Source organism: Pontibacter diazotrophicus (assembly GCF_003367245.1).
GTDB classification, from domain to species: Bacteria; Bacteroidota; Bacteroidia; order Cytophagales; family Hymenobacteraceae; genus Pontibacter; species Pontibacter diazotrophicus.
Genome location: NZ_QRGR01000020.1, coordinates 22,030 through 48,190, shown reverse-complemented (window position 1 = coordinate 48,190; position 26,161 = coordinate 22,030). Strand labels below are relative to the sequence as shown.

General features: G+C 49.0%; 23 protein-coding genes and 1 tRNA gene. 10 read left to right on the top strand and 14 right to left on the bottom strand.

Annotated elements, in window-relative coordinates:
* Positions 1–106 precede the first annotated feature (106 nt).
* Entirely contained in the window at positions 107–997 is an 891-nt protein-coding gene (gene prmC / locus DXT99_RS17400; protein WP_246000811.1) for a peptide chain release factor N(5)-glutamine methyltransferase, read from the bottom strand.
* Between the two features lie 270 nt (positions 998–1,267).
* Here prmC and ribD point away from each other — a divergent pair, with 270 nt between their 5' ends.
* On the top strand, positions 1,268–2,311 hold the full coding sequence (gene ribD, locus DXT99_RS17395; RefSeq protein WP_115566859.1) for a bifunctional diaminohydroxyphosphoribosylaminopyrimidine deaminase/5-amino-6-(5-phosphoribosylamino)uracil reductase RibD: 1,044 nt from the start codon (positions 1,268–1,270) through the stop codon (positions 2,309–2,311).
* Positions 2,312–2,386: 75 nt separating this feature from the next.
* Positions 2,387–2,869 carry a GAF domain-containing protein gene (locus tag DXT99_RS17390; protein WP_115566858.1) on the top strand — a complete coding sequence of 161 codons (483 nt, stop codon included), beginning with the start codon at positions 2,387–2,389 and terminating at the stop codon, positions 2,867–2,869.
* 276 nt (positions 2,870–3,145) lie between these two features.
* On the opposite strand, the gene DXT99_RS17385 is transcribed toward DXT99_RS17390, so the two are convergent.
* The 4 genes from DXT99_RS17385 to DXT99_RS17370 form a co-directional block, all read right to left on the bottom strand.
* Positions 3,146–3,829 carry a phosphatidylserine decarboxylase family protein gene (locus tag DXT99_RS17385; protein ID WP_115566857.1) on the bottom strand — a complete coding sequence of 228 codons (684 nt, stop codon included), beginning with the start codon at positions 3,827–3,829 and terminating at the stop codon, positions 3,146–3,148.
* Between the two features lie 122 nt (positions 3,830–3,951).
* On the bottom strand, positions 3,952–5,226 hold the full coding sequence (locus DXT99_RS17380; protein ID WP_115566948.1) for a Glu/Leu/Phe/Val family dehydrogenase: 1,275 nt from the start codon (positions 5,224–5,226) through the stop codon (positions 3,952–3,954).
* A 92-nt stretch (positions 5,227–5,318) separates the two neighbouring features.
* Entirely contained in the window at positions 5,319–6,146 is an 828-nt protein-coding gene (locus tag DXT99_RS17375; RefSeq protein ID WP_246000810.1) for a phosphatidate cytidylyltransferase, read from the bottom strand.
* A 42-nt stretch (positions 6,147–6,188) separates the two neighbouring features.
* A complete protein-coding gene (locus DXT99_RS17370) occupies positions 6,189–7,163 on the bottom strand; it encodes a CPBP family intramembrane glutamic endopeptidase (RefSeq protein ID WP_115566856.1) in 975 nt (324 codons plus the stop codon).
* Positions 7,164–7,216: 53 nt separating this feature from the next.
* On the opposite strand from DXT99_RS17370, the gene dusB reads away from it, so the two are divergent.
* The 3 genes from dusB (at position 7,217) to DXT99_RS17355 (ending at position 11,455) form a co-directional block, all read left to right on the top strand.
* A complete protein-coding gene (gene dusB, locus DXT99_RS17365; RefSeq protein WP_115566855.1) occupies positions 7,217–8,206 on the top strand; it encodes a tRNA dihydrouridine synthase DusB in 990 nt (329 codons plus the stop codon).
* Between the two features lie 237 nt (positions 8,207–8,443).
* Positions 8,444–9,283 carry a DMT family transporter gene (locus DXT99_RS17360; RefSeq protein ID WP_246000807.1) on the top strand — a complete coding sequence of 280 codons (840 nt, stop codon included), beginning with the start codon at positions 8,444–8,446 and terminating at the stop codon, positions 9,281–9,283.
* 183 nt (positions 9,284–9,466) lie between these two features.
* Entirely contained in the window at positions 9,467–11,455 is a 1,989-nt protein-coding gene (locus DXT99_RS17355) for a Na+/H+ antiporter NhaC family protein (protein ID WP_246000806.1), read from the top strand.
* Positions 11,456–11,522: 67 nt separating this feature from the next.
* Here the strand turns inward: DXT99_RS17355 and DXT99_RS17350 are convergent, their stop codons facing one another.
* Both DXT99_RS17350 and DXT99_RS17345 read right to left on the bottom strand, forming a co-directional pair.
* Positions 11,523–12,458, bottom strand: coding sequence for a GNAT family N-acetyltransferase (locus tag DXT99_RS17350; protein ID WP_115566853.1), 936 nt, complete (start codon positions 12,456–12,458; stop codon positions 11,523–11,525).
* Between the two features lie 140 nt (positions 12,459–12,598).
* Positions 12,599–13,780 carry an ATP-binding protein gene (locus DXT99_RS17345; protein ID WP_115566852.1) on the bottom strand — a complete coding sequence of 394 codons (1,182 nt, stop codon included), beginning with the start codon at positions 13,778–13,780 and terminating at the stop codon, positions 12,599–12,601.
* Between the two features lie 112 nt (positions 13,781–13,892).
* On the opposite strand from DXT99_RS17345, the gene hemA reads away from it, so the two are divergent.
* On the top strand, positions 13,893–15,167 hold the full coding sequence (gene hemA / locus DXT99_RS17340; protein ID WP_115566851.1) for a glutamyl-tRNA reductase: 1,275 nt from the start codon (positions 13,893–13,895) through the stop codon (positions 15,165–15,167).
* A gap of 136 nt (positions 15,168–15,303) precedes the next feature.
* On the opposite strand, the gene DXT99_RS17335 is transcribed toward hemA, so the two are convergent.
* Complete coding sequence (locus DXT99_RS17335) at positions 15,304–15,612, bottom strand: ArsR/SmtB family transcription factor (RefSeq protein ID WP_115566850.1); 309 nt, start codon at positions 15,610–15,612, stop codon at positions 15,304–15,306.
* 137 nt (positions 15,613–15,749) lie between these two features.
* Here DXT99_RS17335 and DXT99_RS17330 point away from each other — a divergent pair, with 137 nt between their 5' ends.
* The 3 genes from DXT99_RS17330 to DXT99_RS17320 all read left to right on the top strand — a co-directional run bounded on the left by DXT99_RS17330 (position 15,750) and on the right by DXT99_RS17320 (position 19,308).
* The gene (locus tag DXT99_RS17330; RefSeq protein WP_115566849.1) at positions 15,750–16,823 is read left to right on the top strand and encodes an anhydro-N-acetylmuramic acid kinase; all 1,074 of its coding nucleotides are present in this window, start codon (positions 15,750–15,752) and stop codon (positions 16,821–16,823) included.
* Between the two features lie 70 nt (positions 16,824–16,893).
* Positions 16,894–18,120, top strand: coding sequence for a Glu/Leu/Phe/Val dehydrogenase dimerization domain-containing protein (locus DXT99_RS17325; RefSeq protein ID WP_115566848.1), 1,227 nt, complete (start codon positions 16,894–16,896; stop codon positions 18,118–18,120).
* Positions 18,121–18,129: 9 nt separating this feature from the next.
* Positions 18,130–19,308 carry a mechanosensitive ion channel family protein gene (locus tag DXT99_RS17320; protein ID WP_115566847.1) on the top strand — a complete coding sequence of 393 codons (1,179 nt, stop codon included), beginning with the start codon at positions 18,130–18,132 and terminating at the stop codon, positions 19,306–19,308.
* Between the two features lie 377 nt (positions 19,309–19,685).
* Here DXT99_RS17320 and DXT99_RS17315 read toward each other — a convergent pair whose 3' ends face one another.
* Positions 19,686–22,181, bottom strand: a complete 2,496-nt coding sequence (locus tag DXT99_RS17315; RefSeq protein WP_246000804.1) for an AsmA-like C-terminal region-containing protein — start codon at positions 22,179–22,181, stop codon at positions 19,686–19,688.
* A 212-nt stretch (positions 22,182–22,393) separates the two neighbouring features.
* On the opposite strand from DXT99_RS17315, the gene DXT99_RS17310 reads away from it, so the two are divergent.
* Positions 22,394–22,468, top strand: a tRNA-Val gene (locus DXT99_RS17310).
* Positions 22,469–22,648: 180 nt separating this feature from the next.
* Here the strand turns inward: DXT99_RS17310 and coaE are convergent.
* The 5 genes from coaE to DXT99_RS17285 are packed head-to-tail and all read right to left on the bottom strand — an operon-like array spanning position 22,649 to position 26,160.
* Complete coding sequence (gene coaE / locus DXT99_RS17305; protein WP_115566845.1) at positions 22,649–23,251, bottom strand: dephospho-CoA kinase; 603 nt, start codon at positions 23,249–23,251, stop codon at positions 22,649–22,651.
* A 3-nt stretch (positions 23,252–23,254) separates the two neighbouring features.
* The gene (locus tag DXT99_RS17300) at positions 23,255–24,199 is read right to left on the bottom strand and encodes a YbbR-like domain-containing protein (protein ID WP_246000802.1); all 945 of its coding nucleotides are present in this window, start codon (positions 24,197–24,199) and stop codon (positions 23,255–23,257) included.
* Between the two features lie 28 nt (positions 24,200–24,227).
* Positions 24,228–24,548, bottom strand: coding sequence for a preprotein translocase subunit YajC (yajC, locus tag DXT99_RS17295; RefSeq protein ID WP_115566843.1), 321 nt, complete (start codon positions 24,546–24,548; stop codon positions 24,228–24,230).
* 37 nt (positions 24,549–24,585) lie between these two features.
* Positions 24,586–25,134: a DUF1573 domain-containing protein gene (locus tag DXT99_RS17290; RefSeq protein WP_115566842.1), complete on the bottom strand. Its 549-nt coding sequence runs from the start codon at positions 25,132–25,134 to the stop codon at positions 24,586–24,588.
* Between the two features lie 27 nt (positions 25,135–25,161).
* The gene (locus tag DXT99_RS17285) at positions 25,162–26,160 is read right to left on the bottom strand and encodes an isocitrate/isopropylmalate dehydrogenase family protein (protein WP_115566841.1); all 999 of its coding nucleotides are present in this window, start codon (positions 26,158–26,160) and stop codon (positions 25,162–25,164) included.
* Position 26,161: the final 1 nt, after the last annotated feature.

Below are 26,161 nucleotides of genomic sequence, written 5' to 3'. Positions count from 1 at the left end.
AGCCCTATATATATTTAAAATATTATATATACGCCATTCTGGTTGTAAAGGTACAAATTTTGATTTTTTATACAACTGCCTAAAATCCAGCACTTCAAACTCTAAACTATTTCACAGCACGCACCATGCGGTCTTTGCCAAATAGGTCCTGCACCACGGCAGCCTCTGTAAAACCAGCCTCCAGCAGACCCGCCTGTACCTGCTTCCCGTAGCGTTCGTTTATTTCAAAGTACAATTTACCTTTTTCCTTTAAAAGCTCCTTTGCTACCGCTGTTATTCTTATGTAATATTTCAGCGCATCCGTATCCGGCACAAACAGTGCGAGGTGCGGCTCGTACTGCAGCACGTTTGGGCGCATCAATTGCTTTTCTTCTTCCAGTACATAGGGCGGATTGCTTGTAATGATGTCCAGAGACCCGTCTGCTATACTTTGCACCGGCTCAAAGATATCCTGCTGCAGCCACCCTACCGGCAGCTTGTATTTTTCAGCATTGGCCTTTGCCACCTCCAGTGCTCCTGCCGATACCTCCAGCCCATACGCTTTTGCCGCCGAGAGGTTAGCCGCCAGTGCCAGTGGTATACAGCCGCTTCCGGTGCAGATGTCCAGCACCTGCAGCCCCTGCTTCCCTTTATGCTCTTTTAGCACCAAATCTACCAGCTCCTCCGTCTCGGGCCTCGGAATCAGCACCCGTTCATCTACCTGCAGCTCTAAGCCATAAAAATGCGCCGCACCCAATACATACTGCACCGGCTCCTGCTGCTGCAGGCGCGCTATTGCCTCCTGTACCTGCGCCTCCTGCGCGCTGCTTACTACCTCCTGCTGCTGTAGCCTCAACTGCATTCGTGACTTTTGCAGCACATGCTCCAGCACCAGCTGCGCAATGGCCCCCGCTTCCGGTTCCGGATAGGCATCACGTATATTCTGACGAATTAGTTGCTGAACTTGCTGGACAGTGGCCACAGATATGCTTTCGTTAGATTTTAGGTATCTTTGCAAAAGTAGCTCTTCTGAGTTAGAAAGTTAAAAAGTTAGAGGGTTAGAGAGTTAAAAAGTTGTTTGAGTTTGAAGATGAAAAAATATCTGAGTTTAAGAGTTTCGAAGTACATGAGGATAAGGTAAGAACATAGTATATGTCTTAATATATATCTACGGTATTAACTTTTTAACTTTCTGACCCTCTAACTCTCTAACTTATTAGACTTTCTAACCCTCTAACTTTTTAACTTTCTAACTCAGTAGTAACTTTCTAACCCTCTAACTCAAGAAATGTCCGACGAACGATACATGCGCCGCGCTTTGGACCTGGCCCGACTGGGCAACGGCTTCACCTATCCTAATCCGATGGTTGGCTGCGTGGTGGTGCACGAAGGGCAGATTATTGGCGAAGGATGGCACAGAGCTTACGGCGGACCACACGCGGAAGTAAATGCACTCGCCGCTGTGGAAGACAAAAGCCTGCTGCCGAAGAGCAGGGTGTACGTTACTTTAGAGCCTTGCTCTCATTTTGGTAAAACGCCACCCTGCGCGGATCTGCTTGTGAACAGCGGCGTGAAAGATGTGGTGATTTGCAATACAGATCCGAACCCACTGGTGGCTGGCCGCGGCATTAAAAAGCTTTTTGAGGCGGGGGCGCAGGTAAAAGTAGGCGTGCTGGAGGAAGAGGGCCTGGAGCTTAATAAACGCTTCTTCACCTTTCTCAGTCAAAAGCGGCCGTTCATCCTCCTGAAGTGGGCCGAGACAGCAGACGGTTTTATAGCCGCAGCCGATTATAAGCAGGAACAGATCAGCGGTAAGCTGGCACAGCGGCTGGTGCACAAATGGCGCTCCGAAGAGCAGGCTATCCTGATCGGGAGCCGCACGGCCCTTTACGATAACCCACGCCTGAACACCCGCCTCTGGACCGGCAGAAACCCATTGCGTGTGGTCATAGACAAGAACCTGCTACTACCCCAGCACCTGCACCTGTTTGACAAGAGCCAGCCAACGGTAGTATATAATTATCAGAAGCAGGAGGAGCAGGAGAGCTTACACTATGTGCAGCTCCAGGAAAAAGAACTCATGCTTCCGCAGATAATGCAGGACCTGCACCAGCGTAATGTGCTTTCGGTGATGGTGGAGGGCGGAACATTTCTGCTCGAAAGCCTGCTGCAGGCAAATCTTTGGGACGAGGCATTGGTTTTCAAGAGCCTGCACAAAACGCTTCCTGCTGGAATAAAAGCTCCGGGCATAGCTTATGGCCAACTACAGAACGTTCAAACTTTAAGCCCTGATCAGTTGTTTCACTACCGCAATAATTCATTTAACAATTAACATTTAACAGAAGGTGTAATCACTTCACATTTCTAATTATTCAGTCATTCAAAATTCAGTTATTCAAAATTCCCTATGGCAGAATCACTTTTAGTTGATGCAAATCTCAGTAAAGAGGAAAAATACAAGGCCCTTGTACCACAAATTGAAGCATTAGTAACGGGCGAGACAGACCTGATTGCAAATATCTCTAACCTCGTGGCGGCTTTGCGGCAGGGTATGGGCTTCTTTTGGGTAGGCGTGTACTTTAACAAAGAGGGAGAATTGGTGCTGGGGCCGTTTCAGGGACCGGTGGCTTGTACCCGCATTCCGTACCACAAAGGAGTATGCGGTGCCTGCTATACCCGCCAGGAAACAATTCTGGTACCTGATGTAGAAGCTTTCCCCGGCCACATCGCCTGCAGCAGCGATTCCAAGTCGGAGATTGTGATTCCGGTTATAAAAGACGGTGAAGTAAAACTGGTGCTGGACGTAGACAGCGATAAACTCAACGACTTTGACGAAGTAGATCAGAAGTACTTGGAGCAACTAATGAAGCTGGTGGAAAGCTGGTATTGATTTTTGCGTATCATGTAGCACAATTTATGTAGCACGTATTACGACACACGTAGCACGATAAAAAACACAGAAGGCTTTTAGTTGCTGTCCTGACTCCGTTTTGTAACGTTGTCTTTTCAGCCACTCTTTCCCGCCAGTTAAAAACTGACTCCATAAAAACCACACGTTAAGCTTCGCTAAACTTGCGGTAGAATAGAAAAAAGGAAGGCCGCTGCAGTTTATATCTGCAGCGGCCTTCCTTTTTATCGTGATACGTGTGTCGTGCTACGCAGAGAATTATCCAAAGAACGTTGGTGTCTGCGTTTTCAGCTGGGCAATAACGGTCTGACCGCCTTTTGTTTTCTGACCAAGCTCCACTTTAATATCTGTATCTAAAGGCACAAAAACGTCTACGCGGGAGCCGAACTTGATAAAGCCGAACTCCTCGCCCTGGCTCACTTCATCTCCCTCGTTTACATACCAGACAATACGACGGGCCATAGCTCCGGCAATCTGCCGAAAAAGTACTTCCGGGCCGGCAGTAGACTCTACCACCACGGTGGTACGCTCGTTCTGCGTGCTCGACTTCGGGTGCCAGGCGACAAAGTAGTTGCCAGGGTGATATTTAAAATACTTCACAATACCTGAAACCGGGTTCCGCGTAATGTGCACGTTAATCGGCGACATGAAAATGGAAATTTGCTTGCGCTTACCCTGGAAATACTCCGGCTCCTCCACCTCCTCAATCACCACTACTTTCCCATCAGCAGGGGCCGTAATTAAATCTTCGTGCAGCAGCAGGTTACGGTAAGGGCTTCTGAAAAACTGAAGGATCAGGAGAAAGAGCACGACAGAAACAGCTGAGAATATTCTGTTAAAGGTTCCATTCTCAGTGTTGAAGTAGTAGAGCAACAGGTTGAGCACTAGCAAAACCAATAATGTAAAAAATAATATTCTCCGTCCTTCTTTATGAATCTTCATCCGTGTTTTGGGTTATCCGCAGGTACTGTCTATCTAACAATAGCCCATCCATTTTGGTGGACGGGCTATTATCCTGCTCCAAAAATAACAAACTTACGTTTATAGTTATAAAAATTTAATATTTAGAATCCACCACGGTACTTATACGTCATCGCCACTTTATCGATTGCCACGATATAAGCCGCAATACGCATCGGTACGTTATATTTTTGTGAAGCTGCATAAACACGCTCAAAAGCTTCATTCATAATACGCTCGGCGCGCTCGTTTACGCGTTGCAGGGTCCATTTAAAGCCCATGCGGTTCTGCACCCACTCAAAGTAAGACACCGTAACACCGCCCGAGTTGGCCAGGATATCCGGCACCACCATAATGCCTTTTTCGTTGATGATGCTGTCGGCTTTGTAGGATGTAGGACCGTTGGCACCTTCCACAATCAGGCGGGCCTGTATCTTATCCACATTATGAATCGTGATAACATCTTCCACGGCGGCAGGCACTAACACATCCACTTTGGTTGTCAACAGCTCATTGGGATCCATCATTTCGGCGCCTTTGTAGCCTTCCAGACGGCCGTTGTGCTCGTTCTTATACTCAATGGCCGCCTCAATGTCAATGCCGTTGTCGTTCCAGTAGGCGCCGCTCACATCGCTGATTCCTAAAATCTTTACGCCGCGCTCCGCCATCAGTTTGGCAGCCCAGGCCCCTACGTTACCGAAGCCCTGTACCACGGCTGTAGATTTATTAGGGTCCATACCCAGTTTTTCCATGGCAGCCATAGCAGACACCATTACCCCACGACCAGTAGCCTCTACACGGCCCAGTGAGCCACCTAATACAAGCGGCTTTCCTGTAACCACCGCATGTTCTGTAGAACCTCTGGTTTTAGAGTACTCGTCCATCAGCCAGGCCATTTCGCGCGGGCCTGTTCCCATGTCCGGCGCTGGAATGTCACGGTCCGGACCAAAGATATCTATGAGTGAGTTGGTATAAGCTCTTGTTAAACGCTCAATCTCACCGGCAGACATAGAGTAAGGGTCGCAGATGATACCGCCTTTGGCACCGCCATAAGGGATGTCAACCACGGCACACTTCCACGTCATCCAGGCGGCAAGGGCTTTCACCTCGTCCAGGAACACATCCGGGGCATAGCGGATACCGCCTTTAGAAGGACCTAGGATGTTGGAGTGCATCACCCGGAAGCCTTCGAATACACGTACTTTCCCATCATCCATTGTAACAGGAATATTAACGATTACCTGCCGGGTAGGCGACTTCAGGACGTTGTACACCTCCTCATCCAGCCCTAGTACCTCAGCTGCAACGTTAAAACGCGACATCATCGATTCAAAAGGATTTTCTCTGTCCTTGATCGGTGCAGGCTCTTTATATAGCATCATCTACTATGTATAATTTATAGTGAGTAATCAATTATTCGGCAAAGTTGATAATATTAGTTGCAACCTCCTAAAGGCCGCGCGCAATTTTTTTAGAAGATTTTAAGGAAGACAACGATGAAGGGGATTGCCATTAAAAGACTGTCAAAGCGGTCTAACAGCCCCCCATGGCCGGGCAGCAACGTTCCGGAGTCTTTTACACCCAGGCTGCGTTTCAGCATGGATTCTGTCAGATCTCCCAGCACCCCGAACACAGAGACAATTGCTGCTACCCCAACCCACTGGTACACCTGCAGGTCTAAGAGAAAAATCGACAGCACATACCCTACTGCTATAGAAAACAGGGTACCGCCTGCCCACCCCTCCCAGGTTTTACCTGGTGAGATGCGCTCAAACAGTTTGTGCTTCCCAAAATTCTTCCCGGCAATATAGGCGCCCGTATCAGCGGCCCAAATCAGCAGCATCAGGCCCAGGATAGGTTGCCAGGTATATACCCCCTCCAGATAAGCCAGCAGGTGCAGCAGACCGAACGGACCAGCCACGTACACCATTCCTAATATAGTAAAGGCTATATTTGTGAATGGCTGCGGCCGTTTGCGGTAAAGTTCATTGATGAAAACAAAAAAGAGCACCGGCAGCGTCAGGTACAGCAGCTCGCCGGGCATTACCTCTGCCTGCACTAAGAACATGGACACGAAGAATAAGCCACCCAGTAGAAACCCGACTCCCCGGTTTGCATGAATGCCCTGCTCGTGCACCATCCTGTAGAATTCAGCTATCCCCAGGAGCGTAAGCCCCAGGAAAAGCAGGAAATAAGTCCATTCGCTAAAGCAGATACTCCCGATAAAAATCGCGGCACCCAGCACCCCGACAATGATACGTTGACTTAAATTACTGAGGGTGGATACTTTTTTTCTCATGAATTGCTTTTGTGTCGGCGGGGCGACAGCTCGTGTGTTTGTTTAGGAGTTATAGTGGCTCTGTTCTTCTTCCGTAGCCTCTGCTGCACTTTCCGGGCGCACCGGCAAGGCGGCAAACTGCTGATAAAGAAAATAAATAATAGCCGCACTCAAAATTAAGGAAACCGCGATAGCATATAAAGGCATGGCCTCCGTACTTTCTATATCAGTCTCGATGGTACGGGTTTGGTGCAGGTATAGCATAAACACCGTAAAGCCGTTGTTTACAAAGTGCGCCACCATCGGGATAATAATTCGGCCCGACCAAAAATATAAATACCCGAACAAGGCACCAAGCAAAACCCTCGGAAAGAAACCGAAGAACTGCACATGAATAGCGCCAAAGATGATAGCTGCCAGCCAAATAGCCACATGCTGATTCTCTAACCAGCGGAAGAACTGCCGCTGCAAAATACCCCGGAAAACCAGTTCTTCGCCAACAGCAGGTATAAGGGCAAACACCACCAGGCCTATCAGCAGATCACCCACTGTATCAAAACGGGTGATGAGCTTCATAATCTCGGCCAGGCTATCTTCCTGCTCCCGCGCCCAGCGCTCAAACCCTTCCATAAAATCGGGGAAGTCAAGATTGGCGTTCCAGTTGATGATAGCGGAGTTGGCGGGCATGATGGTGATGATCAGCAGGCCACTCAGCAGCACCAGCAACAAATTTGGCCGCACCTTCCAGCTTAAGTAATGACCGATATTATAGCCAAGCACCCGGAGCAGTATGAGCGGACCAATGATAAAAGAGGTAAACTGTAGCACCGCCTGCAGCAGGATCATCACGTTCGGCCCCTGCGGATGCGAGGCAGGGTCAGCAGCCACATCCATCAACTCGAAAATACCCACTCCAAAAAACCACTCAGCCAGTAGAGTAACTATAAACGTGGCCACAAAATAGCCCCCAAACATAAACGCCAACAGCAGCAATATTACCCAAAATGGGTGCAGACCTTTGGAGATGAAACCTTTCATACAGAAGATTAGGTTTAATTGACGTAAATTTACGCGAAAAAATAGATTTAGCTGTGGTAAAGATAGCGAACATAGAGTTGGGGGAGTTTCCGCTGCTGCTGGCACCGATGGAAGACGTGAGCGATCCGCCGTTCCGGAAGGTATGCAAAGCGAATGGCGCAGACCTGATGTATACTGAGTTTATCTCGTCGGAGGGCCTGATACGAGATGCGGCAAAAAGCATTCAAAAGCTGGATATTTTTGATTACGAACGCCCCATCGGCATTCAGATCTTCGGTTCTGACATTGAGTCCATGCGGGAGGCGGCAATTGTCTCTTCACAGGCCGGGCCCGATTTAATTGACATTAACTATGGCTGCCCTGTAAAAAACGTGGCCTGCAAAGGTGCCGGTGCTGCCCTGCTCCGCGATATACCCAAGATGGTGAAGATGACGGAGGAGATCGTGAAAGCGACGCACCTGCCGGTAACGGTGAAAACCCGCCTGGGCTGGGATGAGAACACCAAATACATTGTAGAAACAGCCGAGCGGCTGCAGGACATTGGCATCCAGGCCCTCAGCATCCACGGCCGCACCCGTGTGCAGATGTACAAAGGCGAAGCTGACTGGAGTTTGATTGCCGAGGTGAAGAACAACCCGCGCATGAAAATCCCCATCTTCGGAAACGGCGACATTGACACGCCGCAGAAGGCGCTGGAGTACCGCAACCGCTATGGCGTAGATGGCATCATGATTGGCCGCGCCAGCATCGGCTACCCGTGGATCTTCAACGAGATAAAGCACTTCATGAACACTGGGGAGGTACTGGAGGGGCCAACACTGGAGGAGCGCGTGGAAGTTTGCCGCCAGCACTTCACGCATTCGCTGGAGTGGAAAGGCGATAAGCTGGGCATTTTTGAGATGCGCCGCCACTACACGAATTACTTCCGCGGGCTGCCGCACTTCAAGCCGCTGCGCATGCGCCTCGTACAGTCCGAAGACATCAATGAGATCTACGACACCCTGGACGAGATTGCCCAGACGATGAGCTATGCTACTCTTTAGAGAGTTAGAGAGTTAAAAAGTTAGAAGGTTACAAAGTTGAAAAGTGGGGAGTTGGAGTTTCTGATGTTTATTTTCAAAGTTCCAACTCTTTCAGTTTTTCAAATTTCTGACTCGCTCTAACTTTCTAACTCCAGTAACTTTTTAAATTTCTAACCTTCTAACTTTCTAACTATTAAGACCGAAGCCGCTCCCGCGCAGGAGAAAACCGCTACCCCGCTACTGACCTGGGTGTTGATTGTGGTACTCACGTTTATCTGGGGTACTTCTTTTATTCTCATCAAGAAAGGGCTTGTTGTTTTCAGTTCTGATGAGCTGGGGGCACTGCGTATTGTGATTGCCTGCCTCTCGCTTTTACCTTTTGCCATCGCCCACCTCCGGAAAGTGGAGCCGCACCGTTGGAAATTTTTGGTGGCCAGTGGCCTGCTCGGTAACCTGTTCCCTGCTTTTCTGTTTGCCTACGCCGAAACCCAGCTGGCAAGTGGGCTGGCAGGCGTACTTAACTCCCTTACAGCCCTCTTTACCCTGTTGATTGGGGCCATTTTCTTTCAGCAGTCCATCACCTGGATGCGCATGGTGGGCATACTGGTAGGCATAGCAGGTACTGCCATGCTGATTTTTACAGGTAACGGCAGTGCTGATTTCAGCAATGCCTTTTATGGCCTGTTCATTGTGCTGGCTACTGTGTGCTACGGCGGCAGCGCCAACATCATCAAGTACCGCCTGCGAGGCATCAAGCCAATCGTGATGTCGAGCCTGGCGCTGCTCACGGTGGGGCCTGTGGCCGCAGTATACCTTTCTACTACTGATGCCTTTCAGAAGCTGCAATATGCGCCTGGCGCATGGGAGGCGCTGCTGTACATTGCGCTGCTGGCTGTTTTCAGCACAGCCGTCGGCCTTATTCTACTCAACAAGCTCATCCACATTTCCACACCGCTGTTTGCCAGCACCATTAATTACCTCATCCCGATTGTGGCGCTCATGTGGGGCGTACTGGACGGGGAAACCATACACCTGTGGCACTATGTGGGTATGGTGGTGATATTGGCAGGTGTGTTTATCGTGAACAGGGCCAAATAGCGATTGCCCAAACCTTAGATGCATCTCAAAAGAGCATCTTTGCCAGGAGAAGTACCTCCTACAGAATAGACCTTAACTCCGGATACTTCCCGAAGCCTGCAGTTCGCCGGCTCCCAGGCAAATTTCCGTTTGTCGCCTTTTTTTGCTTACTTGAGGGTTTGTAAAATACGCTACGCCCAATAAATGAAGCTATATAAGTCCCTGCTGAGCCTGATGCTGCTCCTGCTGCTAAGTTCTCAGGCACAGGCTCAGGAAGCAATAGATAAGACCGCTATTGAAGAGCTTACCCTACAGGCCATTAACGATACAGCCTTTACCCTCCGCACCACCAATGAGGCCGGAAACTTAGTTAAATACACCGGTACACTGCCGCTCCGGGTTAACGGAGAGTTGCAGGAAGCTACGCTTGTTGATGGTGAAACATTGCTTGCATTACCCGAGGCCGCTGCACTGGTGCAGGTAAGTGCTAATTTAGGCACCCATACTCTGGCGCGCCTTTACCGGCTGGATGATGAAGCGGAGGGAGGGCTGCGCGAGTTTCCGATGTGGCTCTCCATTCTTCCGCCACTCATCGCTATTGTGCTGGCGCTCATTTTTAAGGAAGTGCTGCTGGCCCTTTTCGCCGGCATTTGGGTAGGCGGCTTCGTTATCTACGGCTTGTCTCTCAAATCCCTTTTCACAGGGTTGCTGGCTGTTGGCGACACCTACCTCGTATCAGCGCTTACAGACGCAGACCACATTGCTGTCATACTTTTTTCGATGCTGATTGGCGGCATGGTGGCTATCATTTCTAAGAATGGCGGTATGGCCGGCATCGTGAACCTGCTCTCCAGCTATGCAAGATCGGCTAAGAGTTCACAGGTCGTGACGTGGGCATTGGGCATCGCTATCTTCTTCGACGACTACGCCAACACGTTGATTGTGGGAAATACCATGCGCCCCGTTACGGACGGGCACAGAATATCCCGCGAAAAACTGGCTTACCTTGTAGACAGTACTGCTGCACCGGTAGCGTCCATCGCATTTGTAACGACCTGGGTGGGCGCAGAGTTAGGCTATATCAAGGATGCAGCCGCCTCACTGGGGATAGAAGAAGGAGCTTATTCGTTGTTCTTTCACTCGCTGGAGTACGCGTATTACCCGGTGCTGACGCTGGTGTTTATGTTGATGCTCATCCTCATGAACCGCGATTTTGGAGGCATGCACCGCGCAGAAATACGCGCCCGCAGCACCGGCGCCGTTACCTCCGCCAGCATGGATCCTAAAGGCGAGGCGAGGCAACAGCAGGAAATGGCAGAGTTTGAGCCTATTGATGTTACCCGCACGCGTGCTGTAAATGCGCTGCTACCCGTGCTGGTCGTTATTTTCGGCACACTAGGGGGGTTGCTCTATACGGGCTACAGCCCCGACATATGGGCAGACCCGAGCCTGAGTTTCGTGCGCAAACTCTCCATTACCATCGGAGACTCTAACTCTTATACCGCCCTTATCTGGGCTTCGCTTTCCGGAGTAATTGTGGCGGTTATACTGACGGTGAGCCAGCGCATCATGAGCCTGACGGAGACGATGGAGTCCTTAGTGACGGGCTTCAAAACAATGCTACCGGCTATACTCATCCTGGTGCTGGCCTGGTCGCTGGCAACGGTAACACAGCAGCTCTATACTGCCGAATACCTGACTTCGCTTTTCTCGGGCAACATCTCTCCGCACTTCCTGCCGGAGATTACGTTTTTCCTGGCAGCTATTATTGCTTTCTCCACAGGCTCCAGCTGGGGCACCATGGCGATTTTGTACCCGCTAATGCTACCTGCTGCCTGGTACGTATGCCAGATGCAGGGTTTTACGCTGGAAGAAACAATGCCGATTATATACAACGTTATCTCCGTTGTGCTAGCGGGCTCTGTGTTCGGCGACCACTGTTCCCCTATTTCTGACACCACTATCCTGAGTTCGCTGGCATCAGGCTGCAACCACATCGACCATGTGAAAACGCAGTTGCCGTATGCTGTTACGGTAGCCTTGGTTGCCAATGTAGTCTGCACGAATTTATCGACACTGGGCGTACACTGGCTGTTGGTTTACCTCATAGGGGCGGGCATTCTCTGGGGAGTCATCAGGGTAATTGGCAAGAAAAACGAAGTGGAAGCGGTGCCTGCCGCAGAAGCAGTTTAATCAAGATTTAATTCAAAGAGAAAGGCTGTTCTTACCCGGAATAGCCTTTCTTTTTGAGTTGCTATAACTAAAATTGCAGCTCGTAAAAATCATGCACCACGGTGCGTGCACCGTAGCTTTCCTTGTTCCGGACCAGTCCCTTGTTCAAGTGCTGCCCCTGCTGCTCCGTAGAAATGCCAAAGTCAAAGTATTTTTTGTGAGGGTATGCCTTGGTGATCAGATAGTCTGTTAAAGCATCCAGTGCAGAGATACTCCTGCCATAAGCTGTTGATGCCGTGTATTGGCAATGGGCCACTGTTTTAGTCTCGTATATGATAATGCCCGCATGCATTTCACCGGCCTCATACGCACCGTAGAGCTTGATTTGCTCCGGAAAAGAAGCCGCCAAATGCATCATTTCTGCTGCCGTGTGCACCGGCAGTTTGTTATACTTCTCCATCAACAGCGCGCGCTCCATTTCCATAAAGGTAGAAAAGTCATCTGACTGCCGAAGCTCAATACCTGCGTTCGATATTCTTGACAAGCGCCACCTCCTGTCCCGGTCATATCCTACAGCCTGCAGCAGTTCCACCACCGAGCTCACATCGCGCCTGTACAGCCTGGCATTATAACGAAACAGGGCGTACAGGTCCTCCTCTGCCGGCACCTGGTGGTATATGTGCGGTATGGCTTTGTATAGCATGCGCCGGAAGCCTTGATCCTTAAAGTACACCTTCATTGCCTCAAAAACCTCCAGCATCACAGACGCCTTCATGCGGCTGTCGCTGATGATGCCACCATAGGTCAGGCCGCCGTGCGAATGCACCTCCTGCCCCACCTCGTTGGCTGGCAGCAAAGCAATCAGTAGATCCTTGCGGTAAAAAAGCAGCGAATGATCCGTAAACCTGTCGGCGTGATACTCCATATAGTCGCGGTGCAGCAGAAAGGTGCCGTTCCTGGAGCTTGCTACAAAAGCATCCCAGGCAGCCTTATGCTCCGAGCCATACTTTACTACTTCTACCATTTATTTGACAAAGGACTACTAGATGAAGGACTTGTGGACAAGGAAAACAGCACAGGAAAGAACCCTCCCCCAATCACCCCTTTTAACTTTCTAATTTTTTAACTTTCTAACCCTCTAACTCCCAAACTCTCTAACTTCTTTCACCGGTTCAGCACAATCCTGAAAGTCGTGCCTTTGCCTACCTCCGACCATTTCACGTAGAGTCTGCCTTCGTGGTAATTATCAATAATGCGCTTGGCCAGTGCCAGACCAAGGCCCCAGCCCCGCTTTTTAGTAGTAAAGCCTGGCAGAAAAACAGCAGCCATTTTACTTTTAGGAATACCTTTGCCTGTATCGGTAATGTCCACAGCTATACTGCTTTTACCGAGCAACGACATCTGTATATCTATATTTCCCTTCCCCTCCATGGCATCCACCGCGTTCTTGCAAATATTCTCAATCACCCAATCGTAGAGCGATACGTTTACCTTCGCTGTAATATCCGGAGAGAAATTAGAGGTGACAGAAAAAATTACCTTGCGGGAAATGCGGTTTTGCAGGTAATTGATAGCGTTTTCCGTTACCTGCAGTATATTCTCGTCGCGGAGCAGCGGCACAGAACCAATATTGGAGAAGCGCTCGGTAATTATCTCCAGCCGCCGCACATCCTTACCCAATTCATCAATAATAGGCTCATTCTCGAACTTCGGACTCGCTTTGATGTACTCGTACCACGCCATTAAAGAGGACAGCGGCGTACCTAACTGGTGCGCCGTTTCTTTGGCCAGGCCTACCCAAACCCTGTTCTGCTCGGCACGGCGCGAATAGCTGAAGGCAAAATAGGCCATCGATATAAAGCAGGCGATGACGATGAGCTGAACGTAAGGATAAAACCTCAATTGAGAGAGCAGGGCAGAATCTTTGTAAAATACATAATTGACAGAACCCTCGCCCCAAGGCACTACAATGGGTGCGTGCTGCGTTTTCATCTTCTCAATCTCGCGCTGCAGCAGTTGATTTATTTTATCTGTGTCTCCCGAAATGTTTTCTGGAATATTTATGTTCTTTGAATCAAGAATGTTCTCATTCTCGTCTGTAAGTATAACAGGTACCGTATGGTTGGAAGAAAGGATTTCTTCTTCAATAAACACAATATTGTCGTCGCTGGGCGCATTAATCATGTAGCGAAGGCCTTTGGCATAGAGCTGGACGAGTTCCTGCTCCCGCTCAGATAGCCTGCTGACTAATATATTAGTATAGGTGATGGTGGCAGCCCCAATAATAAGGGCTACAATAACAAAAATAAGCTTTATCCTGTTCTTTTGAGAGTAAATGGGAATCATGCAGTTTACACGAATTTTATTTGAAATTAGTATAAATTAAACAATGAGCGCAAGTAAGTTTTATTTTAGTAAATTGAAGCTTACCTTTGCACTCCAGTAGACACACGTTATTATGCTTCAGAATTTCAAAGCAATCAGCTTGTCTTATAAAAAAGCACCGCTGGATATCAGGGAACTGATTGCCTTAGATGAAACTTCCTGCAGGCTATTCCTACAGACGCTCAAAAGCTTTATTCAGGCTTCTGACATACTGGTACTTTCTACCTGCAACCGCACCGAAGTTTATTACAATGCCGATGATGACTACAGCACAGAGATTGTAAAGCTGCTGGGCATTACCAAAGGCATGGAAAATATTTCCCAGTACCTAGACTATTTCACCATCCTGACCGAGCACGATGATGCCGTACAGCATCTGTTTGATGTGTCAATGGGACTGGAGTCGCAGGTGGTGGGTGATATGCAAATCTCGAACCAGGTGAAGCAGGCCTATCAGTGGGCGGCCGACAACGAGACCGCAGGCCCGTTCCTGCACCGCCTGATGCACACTATTTTCTTTACGAATAAGCGCGTAGTGCAGGAAACCGCTTTCCGTGATGGTGCTGCCTCTACCTCTTATGCCGCTATTGAACTGATTGAGGAACTGACAGCTGAGATACCTGAGCCAAGTATATTGGTAGTGGGTTTAGGTGAGATTGGCGCCGATGTATGCCGTAACCTGAAAGACAGCGGCTTTAAGAACGTAAAAATCACCAACCGCACACAGGGCAAGGCAAAAGCACTGGCAGAAGAGTGCGCCATGGAAATGATTCCGTTTGAGAACATCGTGCAGGGCATGAAAGAGGCAGACGTGGTTATATCGTCTATCGCCCACGAGACACCTTTCTTTACCAAAGAGATGGTGAAACGCCTGAATGTGCTGTCGTTTAAGTTCTTTATCGACTTATCGGTGCCGCGAAGTGTAGAGGCAGAGGTGGAAACAGTGCCTGGCGTGCTGGTGTATAACATCGACACGATTCAAAATAAAGCTTCTGAGGCGCTGCAGCTTCGTATTAATGCTGTCCCGAAGGTAAAAGAGATTATTACCGAGTCTATCGATCAGTTTAACGACTGGTCTAAGGAGATGATGGTGTCCCCTACTATTAACCGCCTGAAGAGCGCGCTGGAAACAATCCGCCAGGAAGAAATGGCGCGCTACATGAAAAAGCTCGGTCCGAAAGAAACCAAGCTCATAGATAACATCACAAAATCTATGATGCAGAAAATAATTAAGCTCCCGGTGCTGCAACTGAAAGCTGCCTGCAAGCGAGGTGAAGCGGAGACTCTGATCGACCTGTTAAATGACCTCTTCAACCTGGAAGAACAACCCGTAGACACAAATCACTAAATTGGGTGAACGGCCCTTTTTTCTTAGTTAAAATAAAAGCCTAAGGCCTCCGCAGACTTCATTTAGAGATGAAATGCGGGGGCCTTAGGCTTTTATTATACATACCATGGCTGCAACCAGGTAGAGCATAAGCTGATTAAATATCAACGCAGCACTCTTCCAGGCAGTCTATCACATCGATCAACTTCGGGATAGCCAGTGAATAATAAATCTTTGTTCCCACTTTAAACGAGGACAAAACGCCCTTGTCTTTTAGTGTAATGAGGTGTTGCGATGCGATAGCCTGAGGTAGATCTAACTGTTTATATATCTCAGTAACAGTCATTTTATCCTCCTTCCCAAGCAAATCCACTATCGCCAATCTCTTCGGGTGGGCCAATACTTTTAGCATGGCCGCTGCCTTATCTATCTTCTTAGATTCTACTCTTGACAACAAACTTTTCATAATTAATAATTATACCTTACAGTTTCTACAAATCAATTTACATTCCTAATCTTATTCATATTCAGATATATACGAAGCCTACACTATTTGGCTGACTTACTGTGCTTAGTATTTAGTAGTATTTATTATTTTTGGTAATGGACACTTCATATCATGTAATCGGCCTTATGTCGGGCACCTCTTTAGACGGGCTCGACATAGCGTATTTTAGGCTTACGTATACAAACGAAAATTGGATATATAAAATACTACATACTAATACATTAACATATTCAGATATTTTAATTGAATCCCTCCGTGATGCCGAAACTTACAATGCCTTGGAACTCATCCGGCTACACCATTCCTATGGCAAGTATATAGGACAACAGGTTCAAAGATTTGTACAACAACACGAAATCCGGCCTGATTTTGTTGCCTCCCATGGCCACACTATTTTTCATCAGCCGGAAAAACACGTTTCTTTTCAGCTGGGGGACGGTGCCTACATTGCGGCTAACGCCTGCTTGCCCGTAGTCTGCGACTTTCGGACACTGGATATCGCCTTAGGTGGCCAGGGCGCTCCACTCGTACCTATTGGTGATGCACTACTCTTCCCGGAGTACGATTACTGTATTAACCTTGGAGGCATAGCCAATGTTTCCTTCTCGCAAAACGACAAGCGGCTGGCGTTTGATATATGCGCCTGTAACATGCTCTTAAACACATTGGCGAACAGCGTGGGAAACGCCTATGATAACAACGGAGAAATGGCAAGGTCTGGTTCCCTGCAGCCGGACCTGCTACAGCAACTGAATGCCCCAGTCTATTTCACTGCACCGGCTCCTAAGTCCTTAGGCAAAGAGTGGGTGTTAGAACACAGCCTGGAAGCTATAGCCGCGCATAAATCCAGTATACCAGACAAACTCCACACTACCTGCCATCATATTGCCTTTCAGATAAAGCAGGCACTGCCAAAGCTGCATGAAAGGCAACACCGGGTACTATTAACAGGCGGCGGCGCATTTAACCTGTACCTTGTCGAGCTGCTACAGGAGTACCTTGGGGAGCAGTATAGCGTAGAGGTTCCGGAACCGGAGGTGGTGTCTTTTAAAGAGGCCTTGATCTTTGCTTTTTTAGGTTTACTGCGCTGGCGCGGAGAGCATAACTGCCTCCGCAGTGTAACGGGTGCTTCGCAGGATAACATCGGCGGCTCCATCTACCTTTGCTAGGTTTCCTTTGCCTGCACGCTCTCATCTTTTTCGTACCTTTGCGAAACGTTAGCAAACACGAGCAGAACAGATGAAAGAGTTACTTGAAAAGTTTGAAAATAAACGCCCTGAGATTGTTTTCGAGTGGAAAGACTCTGAAACAGAAGCCGAAGGATGGGTAGTTATCAACTCGTTGCGGGGAGGCGCCGCAGGTGGAGGCACACGCATGCGCAAAGGCCTGGACAAACGCGAAGTGGAATCGCTAGCCAAAACAATGGAGGTAAAGTTCACTGTATCCGGACCTGCTATCGGTGGAGCCAAATCAGGCATTAACTTCGACCCTGCCGACCCGCGCAAACGCGGTGTGCTGGAGCGCTGGTATAAAGTAGTTATTCCCTTGCTGAAGAATTACTATGGCACCGGCGGTGATATGAACGTGGACGAGATACACGAGGTGATTCCTATTACCGAGGATTACGGTCTCTGGCATCCGCAGGAAGGCATTGTAAACGGGCATTTCAACGCCACCGAACCACAAAAGATAAACAAGATCGGGCAGCTGCGCCAGGGGGTGGTGAAAGTAATCGAGGACCCGAACTACTCCCCCTCTACCGCACGCAAGTATACTATTGCCGATATGATTACGGGCTACGGTGTAGCGGAGTCTGTATGTCATTTCTATGCTATCTGGGGAGGGCAGTATGAAGGTAAAAGAGCCATTATACAGGGCTGGGGCAACGTAGGCGCCTCGGCAGCATACTACCTTGCCTCCAAAGGCGTTAAAATTGTCGGCATCATCGACAGGATTGGTGGTCTGATAAAAGAAGAAGGTTTCTCGTTTGCAGAAATAACGGAGCTGTTCCTGAACCGCCAGGGAAATACCCTTAACCCGGATGGGCTGCTGCCCTTTGAGGAGGTAAACGAGCGCATCTGGTCGTTGCCTGCCGAAATTTTTATTCCTGCCGCTGCCTCCCGCCTTATATCCCGGGCACAGGTAGAGCAGATGATCAGCAGCGGCATGGAAGTTATTTCCTCCGGTGCCAACGTACCGTTCCAGGATCCGGAGATTTTCTTCGGACCTACCGGTGAATTCGCTGACAGTAGACTGGCCGTGATCCCGGACTTTATTGCCAACTGCGGTATGGCCCGCGTGTTTGCTTACCTGATGGAGAGCGAAGTAGAGATTACGGATGAGGCTATTTTCACTGACATATCGGCAACTATCCGCACAGCACTGGAAAAGACACACGAAAAGAGCGCGCAGAAAACAGCCATTGCCAAAACGAGTTTTGAGATAGCGCTTAGCCAGCTGCTATAATTAGAGTATATGAACTGGAGAGAGAACTGGAGAGAAATTCTTGCCTATGAATTTCTAGGCAACACAGTAGCAGAGTTTCTGATATTTGTAGGCATCCTGCTTATTGGCTTCATCTTTAAAACCGTACTATCCAGGCTGCTGTCCAAAATCCTGTACAAGCTCGTAGACCGCTTTACAGACGAAGATAACCAGGCAGCTTTTAAACGCCTGCTGCTACAGCCGCTGGAGGTGCTGCTCCTGCTGGTGTTTCTGTACTTCGCATTCCTGGTGCTGGACTACCCTTTAGACCCCACCGAGATACGTGAAGGCGACCACTTTCTGAAAACATTTGCTTTCCGCACTTATCAGGTATTCGTGATTGTAGCCCTGACATGGGTTATCCTGCGCTTTGTTGATTTTGTGGGAATGGTGTTTAAACTCCGCACAGAGAGAACCTCCTCGAAGCTGGATGACCAGCTGGTGCCTTTCTTTAAGGATTTTGCAAAAGTGCTGATTGTAATTTTCTCGTTCCTGACGATGCTGGGGGCTGTGTTTAGCGTGAATGTAGCCGGCCTGGTGGCAGGTTTGGGAGTGGGCGGTTTAGCCATTGCCTTTGCCGCCAAAGAAAGCCTGGAGAACCTGCTGGCGTCTTTCACTATCTTCCTGGATCAGCCTTTTGTGGTAGGCGACCTCGTGCAGGTAGGCGAGTTAATAGGCGTGGTAGAAAAAATAGGCTTCCGCAGCACCCGTATCCGGACGCTGGAGAAAAGCTTTGTGACACTGCCCAACAAGCACATGATCGACAAGCCACTGGATAACCTGACACTACGCACTTTCCGGCGGGCCAAGTTCGACATCAACCTGACGTATGACACTACCTCTGAGCAAATACGGGCCATCACCCGTGATATTCAGGAGTTCATTGACCAGCACCCCCGCACTAACCAGGAAGGGCGCATTCGTTTCCTGAGCCTTGGCGCGCACTCCAAAGATGTGATGGTCCTGTATTTTGTAGATACCATGGACTGGAACGAGTATATTGATATCAAAGAGGAAATCAATTATAAGATAGTAGATATTGTGGAAAGGCATGGGGCAGAGTTCGCCTTCCCTACGCAGACGCTACACCTGCAACGTGCAGACCCTAAAAAACTACAGGCTGCTGTACCTGATAACAACACCTACTTCAGCGAATCAGACCTGAAATAAAGGGAAATAAAAAAGCCGGGGAAGCCCCGGCTTTTTTTCACCCTTATATCTTTAAGTTCATTCAATTAATCCGATTTCTTAAAACAGCTTTAGTACAATTCTCAAAAAACATTTAGCTTTTCAAGCCTTCGTTCTTTTTAGCTGCACATCCTGTTTATTGCAGTTTTGATTTCTTTAACGACCTAACAGTGTCACAGTTACAAGTAAACACTGATTTCCATTGACAAGGCATCAATTTTAACGTGAACGACCTATAACAGCAAGTGTAGGTTAAATACAAAATTTAAGATATAACAACTTCTCTGCCAGATAGGACATAAAAAAAAGAAGCTGTTTCAGGAAGAAAGCTTCTCTTAATTTCGCAGGCCTTGGGCAGCCTAATTAAAATCGAAGTACTCCCCCTCCTGCAGTTCCACTTTTTTCTCTTCTTTCGATTTAGGCTTTTTGCCCCGCAACAGGTCCTTTAGTTCCTGCCCCTCGTCCTTCAGGTCTGCTTTTACTTTCTGCCGCACACGCTCATCGTCATACGCAATTTTGAAGTCGTCTTCGTTGCCTTTCAGCGTCAGGAACAGGCTGCTGTTGCCAGCGTCCGGATCTTCCGCCACCACTCCGAACACAGCGTCTTTGTCCGGTCGGCGGCTCCCGAAGAGTGGCAGCTTTATCTTGTAATCCATCAGCTGATCAAAAGTGTGGGTACCGGATATAGACACAACAGGCGCAGCCGACACGTTGGAGCGAATGTCCATCTCCGGAATGTAAATGGTGCGCTGCTGAATCCAGAAGCTATTGTGCAGCTCGGCAAAGCGCATATTAGCCAGTTCGGAGCGCTTCACGAACGCAGACATCTTCTGCATAGGGGCAAAGTTAATAAGCTGCCCATTACGCACGGTAGCGTCTATTTCTGCCTGCAGCAGGTTGGTCTTCGGGTTAAGCTGGCTGTCGAAGAACACATCAGACACGATACTAGCGGTAAGCTGGCCCCGCAGGTGGCGTTCTTCTATAAAGTCCTGGTGAAAGTTCTCAAAGACATAGAAGAGGCTGTCTACACTCATGTTATTGAGTTTTGTAGCTGTACTAACCTTTATATGGTCCCGGGTCCGGGCATCGAGCGTGCCGCGCACGGCAAAGTCACCGCCTACGGCCCTGAAAGAGATGTTGGGAGTAGACAACACCTGGTTTCGCAGCTTCACCTCTCCCTGCACGTTCTTGCCCCTGAAGCGCCTGAAACGGAGCCGGTCAATGGAAGCGCTCAAGTCAAAGGCGATGTTTGGGGATATGGCGAATTTATAGCTGTCGCTGCTGCCTGTACGGTCGGCCTCGGCTGTATTCAGCTCCTCGCTCAGCAGTTGGTTAAAGTTAAGGTAATTGCTTTTAAAATCGGCCTCCACCAACAGGCGCTGCCGCTCCAAAAGCAGCCAGGCCATCATGTTCTTAAACATCCCGTTCACCACGAAATCAGACTCGCCCAGCTTACCTTTAAAGTCTGAGACAGCCACATCGTTGCGCTTAAACATCAGGTTACCACTCAGGTTCGTGACCGGCATCGGCAAGTCCTGCATGTTAAGCGACACATTGTGTAGGGTAATATCTCCGGTGGTATTGAGGGTGCTGTTGCCTGGGCGGGCTTTAAACTCGTTCAGGTTGCCAGCAAAGGCAATGCGCACATCTGCCAGACCGCTGCCGCTGCGCACCTGCTCTATTTTCGCCAGGCCCAGCACATACCCCACATCCAGCATTCCCTGCACATCAAGCGCTATATTGGGGTTGTCGAAGTTACGGTAGGCCAGGTTCCCTTTGAAAGGCCTGCCGTTGAGCACACCGCTAAGGCTTTTCAACTCCAGTGCCGATGTGCTGGCATTCTGTTTTTCGCCGTTTGTAAAGCTGCCTGTCAGGTTTATCTTCTCTACCCGCTGCTTTACATCCGGGTGATAGAAAGAAGCATCACGGGCACCAAAACTGAAGCTTATCAGTGGTGTCTCCTTTGCTGACATACTTCCTTTAACCGTTCCATTAAAATATATGTCACCTTCGCTGCGGTACTGCCGGAACTCCTGCGTAATGTCCTGCGGCAACAAAGACAGCAACGATTGAATATTGGTGTTTTTGCCCTCTAAATTAAGGTCTAAGGTTGTGGTGCCGGCGTAGCTAACGGTGCCCCCCACTTCGTATGCTGCGCCTTCTATGAGCACCACAGATGGCTGTAACAAAACGGCCTCTTCTGCTCGGTTTATTTGTAGCGCTGTGGCGATGTCTACCTTCTTGCCTTTGAAGTACTCTCCTGTGCCCACTTTAATCGTGTGGATGGTGGTATTGCCACTCGCTTCAATATCTATCGTCTCAGGAGAGATAGCCAGGGCTGCCTCCAACTCATGGGCATCTACGGCATATGTTTGCTGCAGCTGCTGATCGATGTAATGCACGGCTACTTCGCTAAGGCTGATTTTCTCAAGGTCGAAGGAAAAATCCTCTTCTTCTGAGGAGGTCGTGTCTGAATTGATAACCTGGTAATTCACACTTCCGTCCGGCAGCACTTTCACGTATACCTCCCCCTTCTCCATGTAGAACTGCTTTACACTGTACTTGCCCCGGAGCACATCCAACAAGCTAAAGGTAAAGTAGAGCTTGTCGGCCCGCGCCAGCGACTCCTCGCTCTCCGGCAAACCCTCGTGCACGTTTACCTGGTCGAGGCTGACGGCCACATGCGGAAACTTATCGAACAGGGAGAGTGAAATCTGCTCTACCTCTACTTTTGTTTTAATGTGCTTATTGGCCTCCGTTACAAAAAGCGCAATTATTTTATCCTGATAAGTGTACACCAACGCCAACGCTATGCTCATAACGGCCACCACTCCGATAACCGAATAAAATAGCACTTTTTTAACAACTCCTTTTCTCACCAAGCGAAAGTTCAGATTTATAGCACCTTATAAAAAGCTAAAGGTACAGCAGTTATAATAGACGAACAATAGGCGCTGCACGCAGAAAAATTTTTTAAGATTTTTTTTGCGAATGTTTTGCAGTTAAAAAAATATGCCCCATATTTGCATCATCAAACGGGGACAAAAGGTCTTCGGAAAGAAAAAACGGGGTGTTAGCTCAGCTGGTTCAGAGCACCTGCCTTACAAGCAGGGGGTCACTGGTTCGAATCCAGTACGCCCCACAAAAGGACAACTGCAAAGTTGTCCTTTTTTTATGTCCATACTTTTCTGTGCAAACGCTGCGCGCGTCCCTTTCTTCATTCTTTTTTACCGCAGCCCTACTTAGGCAACGCCGGGAACAGAGCATTAGTATCCTGCTCCGCTAATACCTTAGCGGATACAGAAGCCAGAACCCGAAAATCTTACTTGGTGATTTCTGATGCGATTAGCTGCTCGTGTAGCTTCAGCACCTGCGGGATGATCAGTTGCTGATCGTCGTTATAGATAATGTGTTCTGCGCGGGACATGCGCTCCTCCTCACTCAGTTGCTTGCTGATAATATTGCGGATGTCTTCCTCAGTTCGGTGGGTATCGCGGTGTAGTAGCCGCTTGATGCGTGTCTCCATGGGTGCAAACACGGTAATGATCTGGTCCATCTGCTTCCAGGCCTCAGACTCATACATCAGGGCCGCTTCTTTTAGCACATAGGGCTTGTCAGCATGCAGGGCGGCCCATTTTGCAAAGTCATGGCGCACGTGCGGGTGCACCAACGTATTCAACTGCTCCAGTCGCTCCGGGTTGTTGAAAACGACAGATGCCAGGTAAGATCGGTTCAATTCTCCTTCGGCTGTGAAGGCTTCCGCTCCATAGGCCGTTATAAGTTCCTGCCGAAGCACCTCATCATGCTGCATGACCCATTTGGCACGAGCATCAGAATCATAGACAGGCACGCTCAAAAGCGCAAACACACGGCTGACAACTGTCTTGCCCGTACCTATTCCACCGGTTATACCTATCTTCAGCATGTTTTACCTTTCTACCTCTACCACCTTAAAACGGTCTGGCCACACCAATAGGCGGCGGGTGCCTGTTGGCTTTTGCACCAGTTCTGGTACGATGGTAGAATCCTGCGGGTTGAGTTTGCTATAGTCTAGAATTACTCTGAAAAGATTCCGGTTTAGCAGCGGCACAGAGTCCTGCAACACCTGATAACGCACCATGGCGAGCGGTGGCCGTACAGAAACCCGTACACCCTCCGGCACATTTATTAGCTCCGGCGTTAGCTGCCGCTCCTGCTGCACAAGGGTTTTCACCGTTACGGCTACTTCCGCTTCCTCTACACTCGCGTTTATCAGCGATTCATAGTTATAGTCAATCGGCACAGTGATGCGGGAAGTCTCTGTTAGCTCCTCATCCTCTGGCAGGCGCAGTGTGAAAGGGTTGGGCAGACTATCGATAAGGGAGGAGGGCCCTGTGAAAGTGACGGAATCCGGGGTGATGCGCACCGGCCCGACAACAACATGATTTTCATCTGTCAGGGTCTGGTTAGGCGCCAGGCGCAATGGAATACGCTCACTCACCCGGGCATCAAAGTTAAAGTACACTGTATCCGTCACCACAAAGTTCAGTTGCAAACCATCAAGGGCGTTCACTAAAGCAGGGCGTAATGCAGAGCCTAACAGGTAATTGTTACGAGGTACACTGCGGATATAAATCTCAGCCGGCTGTAGCTCCAGCCGCAGCGTCTTGCGCAGCAGCTTCCAGCCTGTGCCGGTAACATTGATGTTTACCTCCTCTGGCAGTGGCGTTATAGGGATGAGTCTTCTTTGATCGTACACAAACCGGATAGGGTAAGAGGTTTGTGTGGAGTAGCTTTTATTTAGCGCGTTGAGCAGCCAAAAGGTAGAAGCCGCCACAAAACAAAGCAATACTATTCTCCAGTATTGCTTTGTCCGTGGCTGAAATGGCCTCATAAACCATCCAACTATATTTCTTGCTTTCTCAACCGGCAATGTCTTTAGGTTTTTGCATCTTCATGGTGGCTTCCATAGAAATAGAAGCTTTGTCAAACATTAAACGTACACCTCTGTCTACTTCTAACGTTACTGTCTCGCCCTCTATTGCTATCAGTTTACCGTGCATGCCGCCAATCGTGACAACATACATGCCTTTGGTAAGCTCTTCACGAAATTTTTTCTGGTCACTTGCTTTCTTTTGCTGTGGCCTGATCATGAAGAAGTAGAACACGAGAATAATTGCTCCGAACATGAGCAACTGTGGCAGCATACCCCCATCGGGTGTCTGCAATAATATGTTTTTCATATAATAGTGTGTGTCGCTGAAATCAGCGGTGCAAAATTTAGTTGCGGCGTACAGGTCCGTTGGCACCGGCAGTTGGTATGCTGCTGGACGCTACGTCACCTTTCATGGATACTTTAACAATATCCGGCTGTGTATTGGCACGCACCGTAACAGTAGGGTTTTGCTGCCCCATTTTGCCTGCGGTGTTAAACTGAACAGCAATCTGCCCTTTTTCGCCCGGCGCCACTGGCTCACGTGTCCAATCAGGCACGGTGCAACCGCATGTTGCAGAAGCATTCTCGATGATAAGCGGTGTACTGCCGGTGTTAGTAAATTCAAAGGAGTGGTTTACCACCTCGCCCTGCTTTACGGTACCAAAGTCATACTCCGTCTGCTCAAAGCTCATAACCGGCGCATTTGCTGATGGCGTTGCTGCTACCTCACCCTCTGTGGCAACATTAGGGTTTGAAACCGGCTGTGCTGCTGGTTGCTGCGTAGCTGCAGTTTCGTTATTGGTTACTACTGCATCGTTTCCTGCGGTGTTATCGCAGCTTGTAGTGAAAACAGCTACAGCAAAACTTGCTGCTAAAATCAGGCTCTTTTTCATATAAATAAAATGTAAAGTATTCTGCAATTATAATTTCGCAATGATGTTCTGCGCAAACTGCATGGTATTCGCTTTACCACCCAAATCGCCGGTGCATTCCTCTTTGTTAGCCAAAGTTGCCTCCAGAGCCGCTTCAATGCGGTTTGCCTCATCTTTGAGGTCAAGGTGGTGCAGCATCATAATGGCAGAGCGCAGTAACGCTGTAGGATTAGCAATTCCCTTGCCAGCAATGTCCGGAGCTGATCCGTGTACGGCCTCAAATATCGCCATCTCATCGCCTATGTTGGCACCGGCCACTACACCAAGGCCACCTACCAGGCCAGCGCAAAGGTCTGACAGGATATCACCGAAGAGGTTCGTGGTCACAATCACGTCGAACTGCTCGGGCTTCACCACCAGTTGCATGCACATGTTATCAATGATGATATCATCGGCTTGCAGATCTGGATAGTCTTTGGCAATTTCTCTGAACACGCTCAGGAACAAGGCACCTGCATGCTTCAGGATGTTTGCCTTGTGCACAGCAGTCACTCTTTTGCATCCGTGCCTGGTAGCATATTCAAACGCGGCACGCACAATCTTCTCGCAGCCCTCACGGGTAACGCGGGAAATAGAGTCCGCTATCTGCAGGCGCTCATCAAATATCTCCAAACCGGAATACAGGCCTTCGGTGTTCTCGCGAAACAGCACGGAGTTTACGTTCTCAAAGCGTGTATTCACGCCTGGTGTGGTTTTGGCAGGCCGCACGTTCGAGTACAGGTCAAACATCTGGCGCAGCTGCACATTCACGCTTTTAAAGCCCTTGCCCACTGGTGTGGTGATCGGACCTTTTAGTGCGACTTTGTTCTTATTAAGAGAGGCGATCAGCGTTGATGGAATCAATTCACCGATAGCATCAAAAGTAGTTTGCCCAGCATTTTCTTCGTCCCAGGTTACGGGCACGTTGGCTGCATTAAAAATAGTTTTTACAGCTTCTGTAATTTCAGGGCCAATCCCGTCTCCGGGTATAAGGGTAACTTGTTTCATG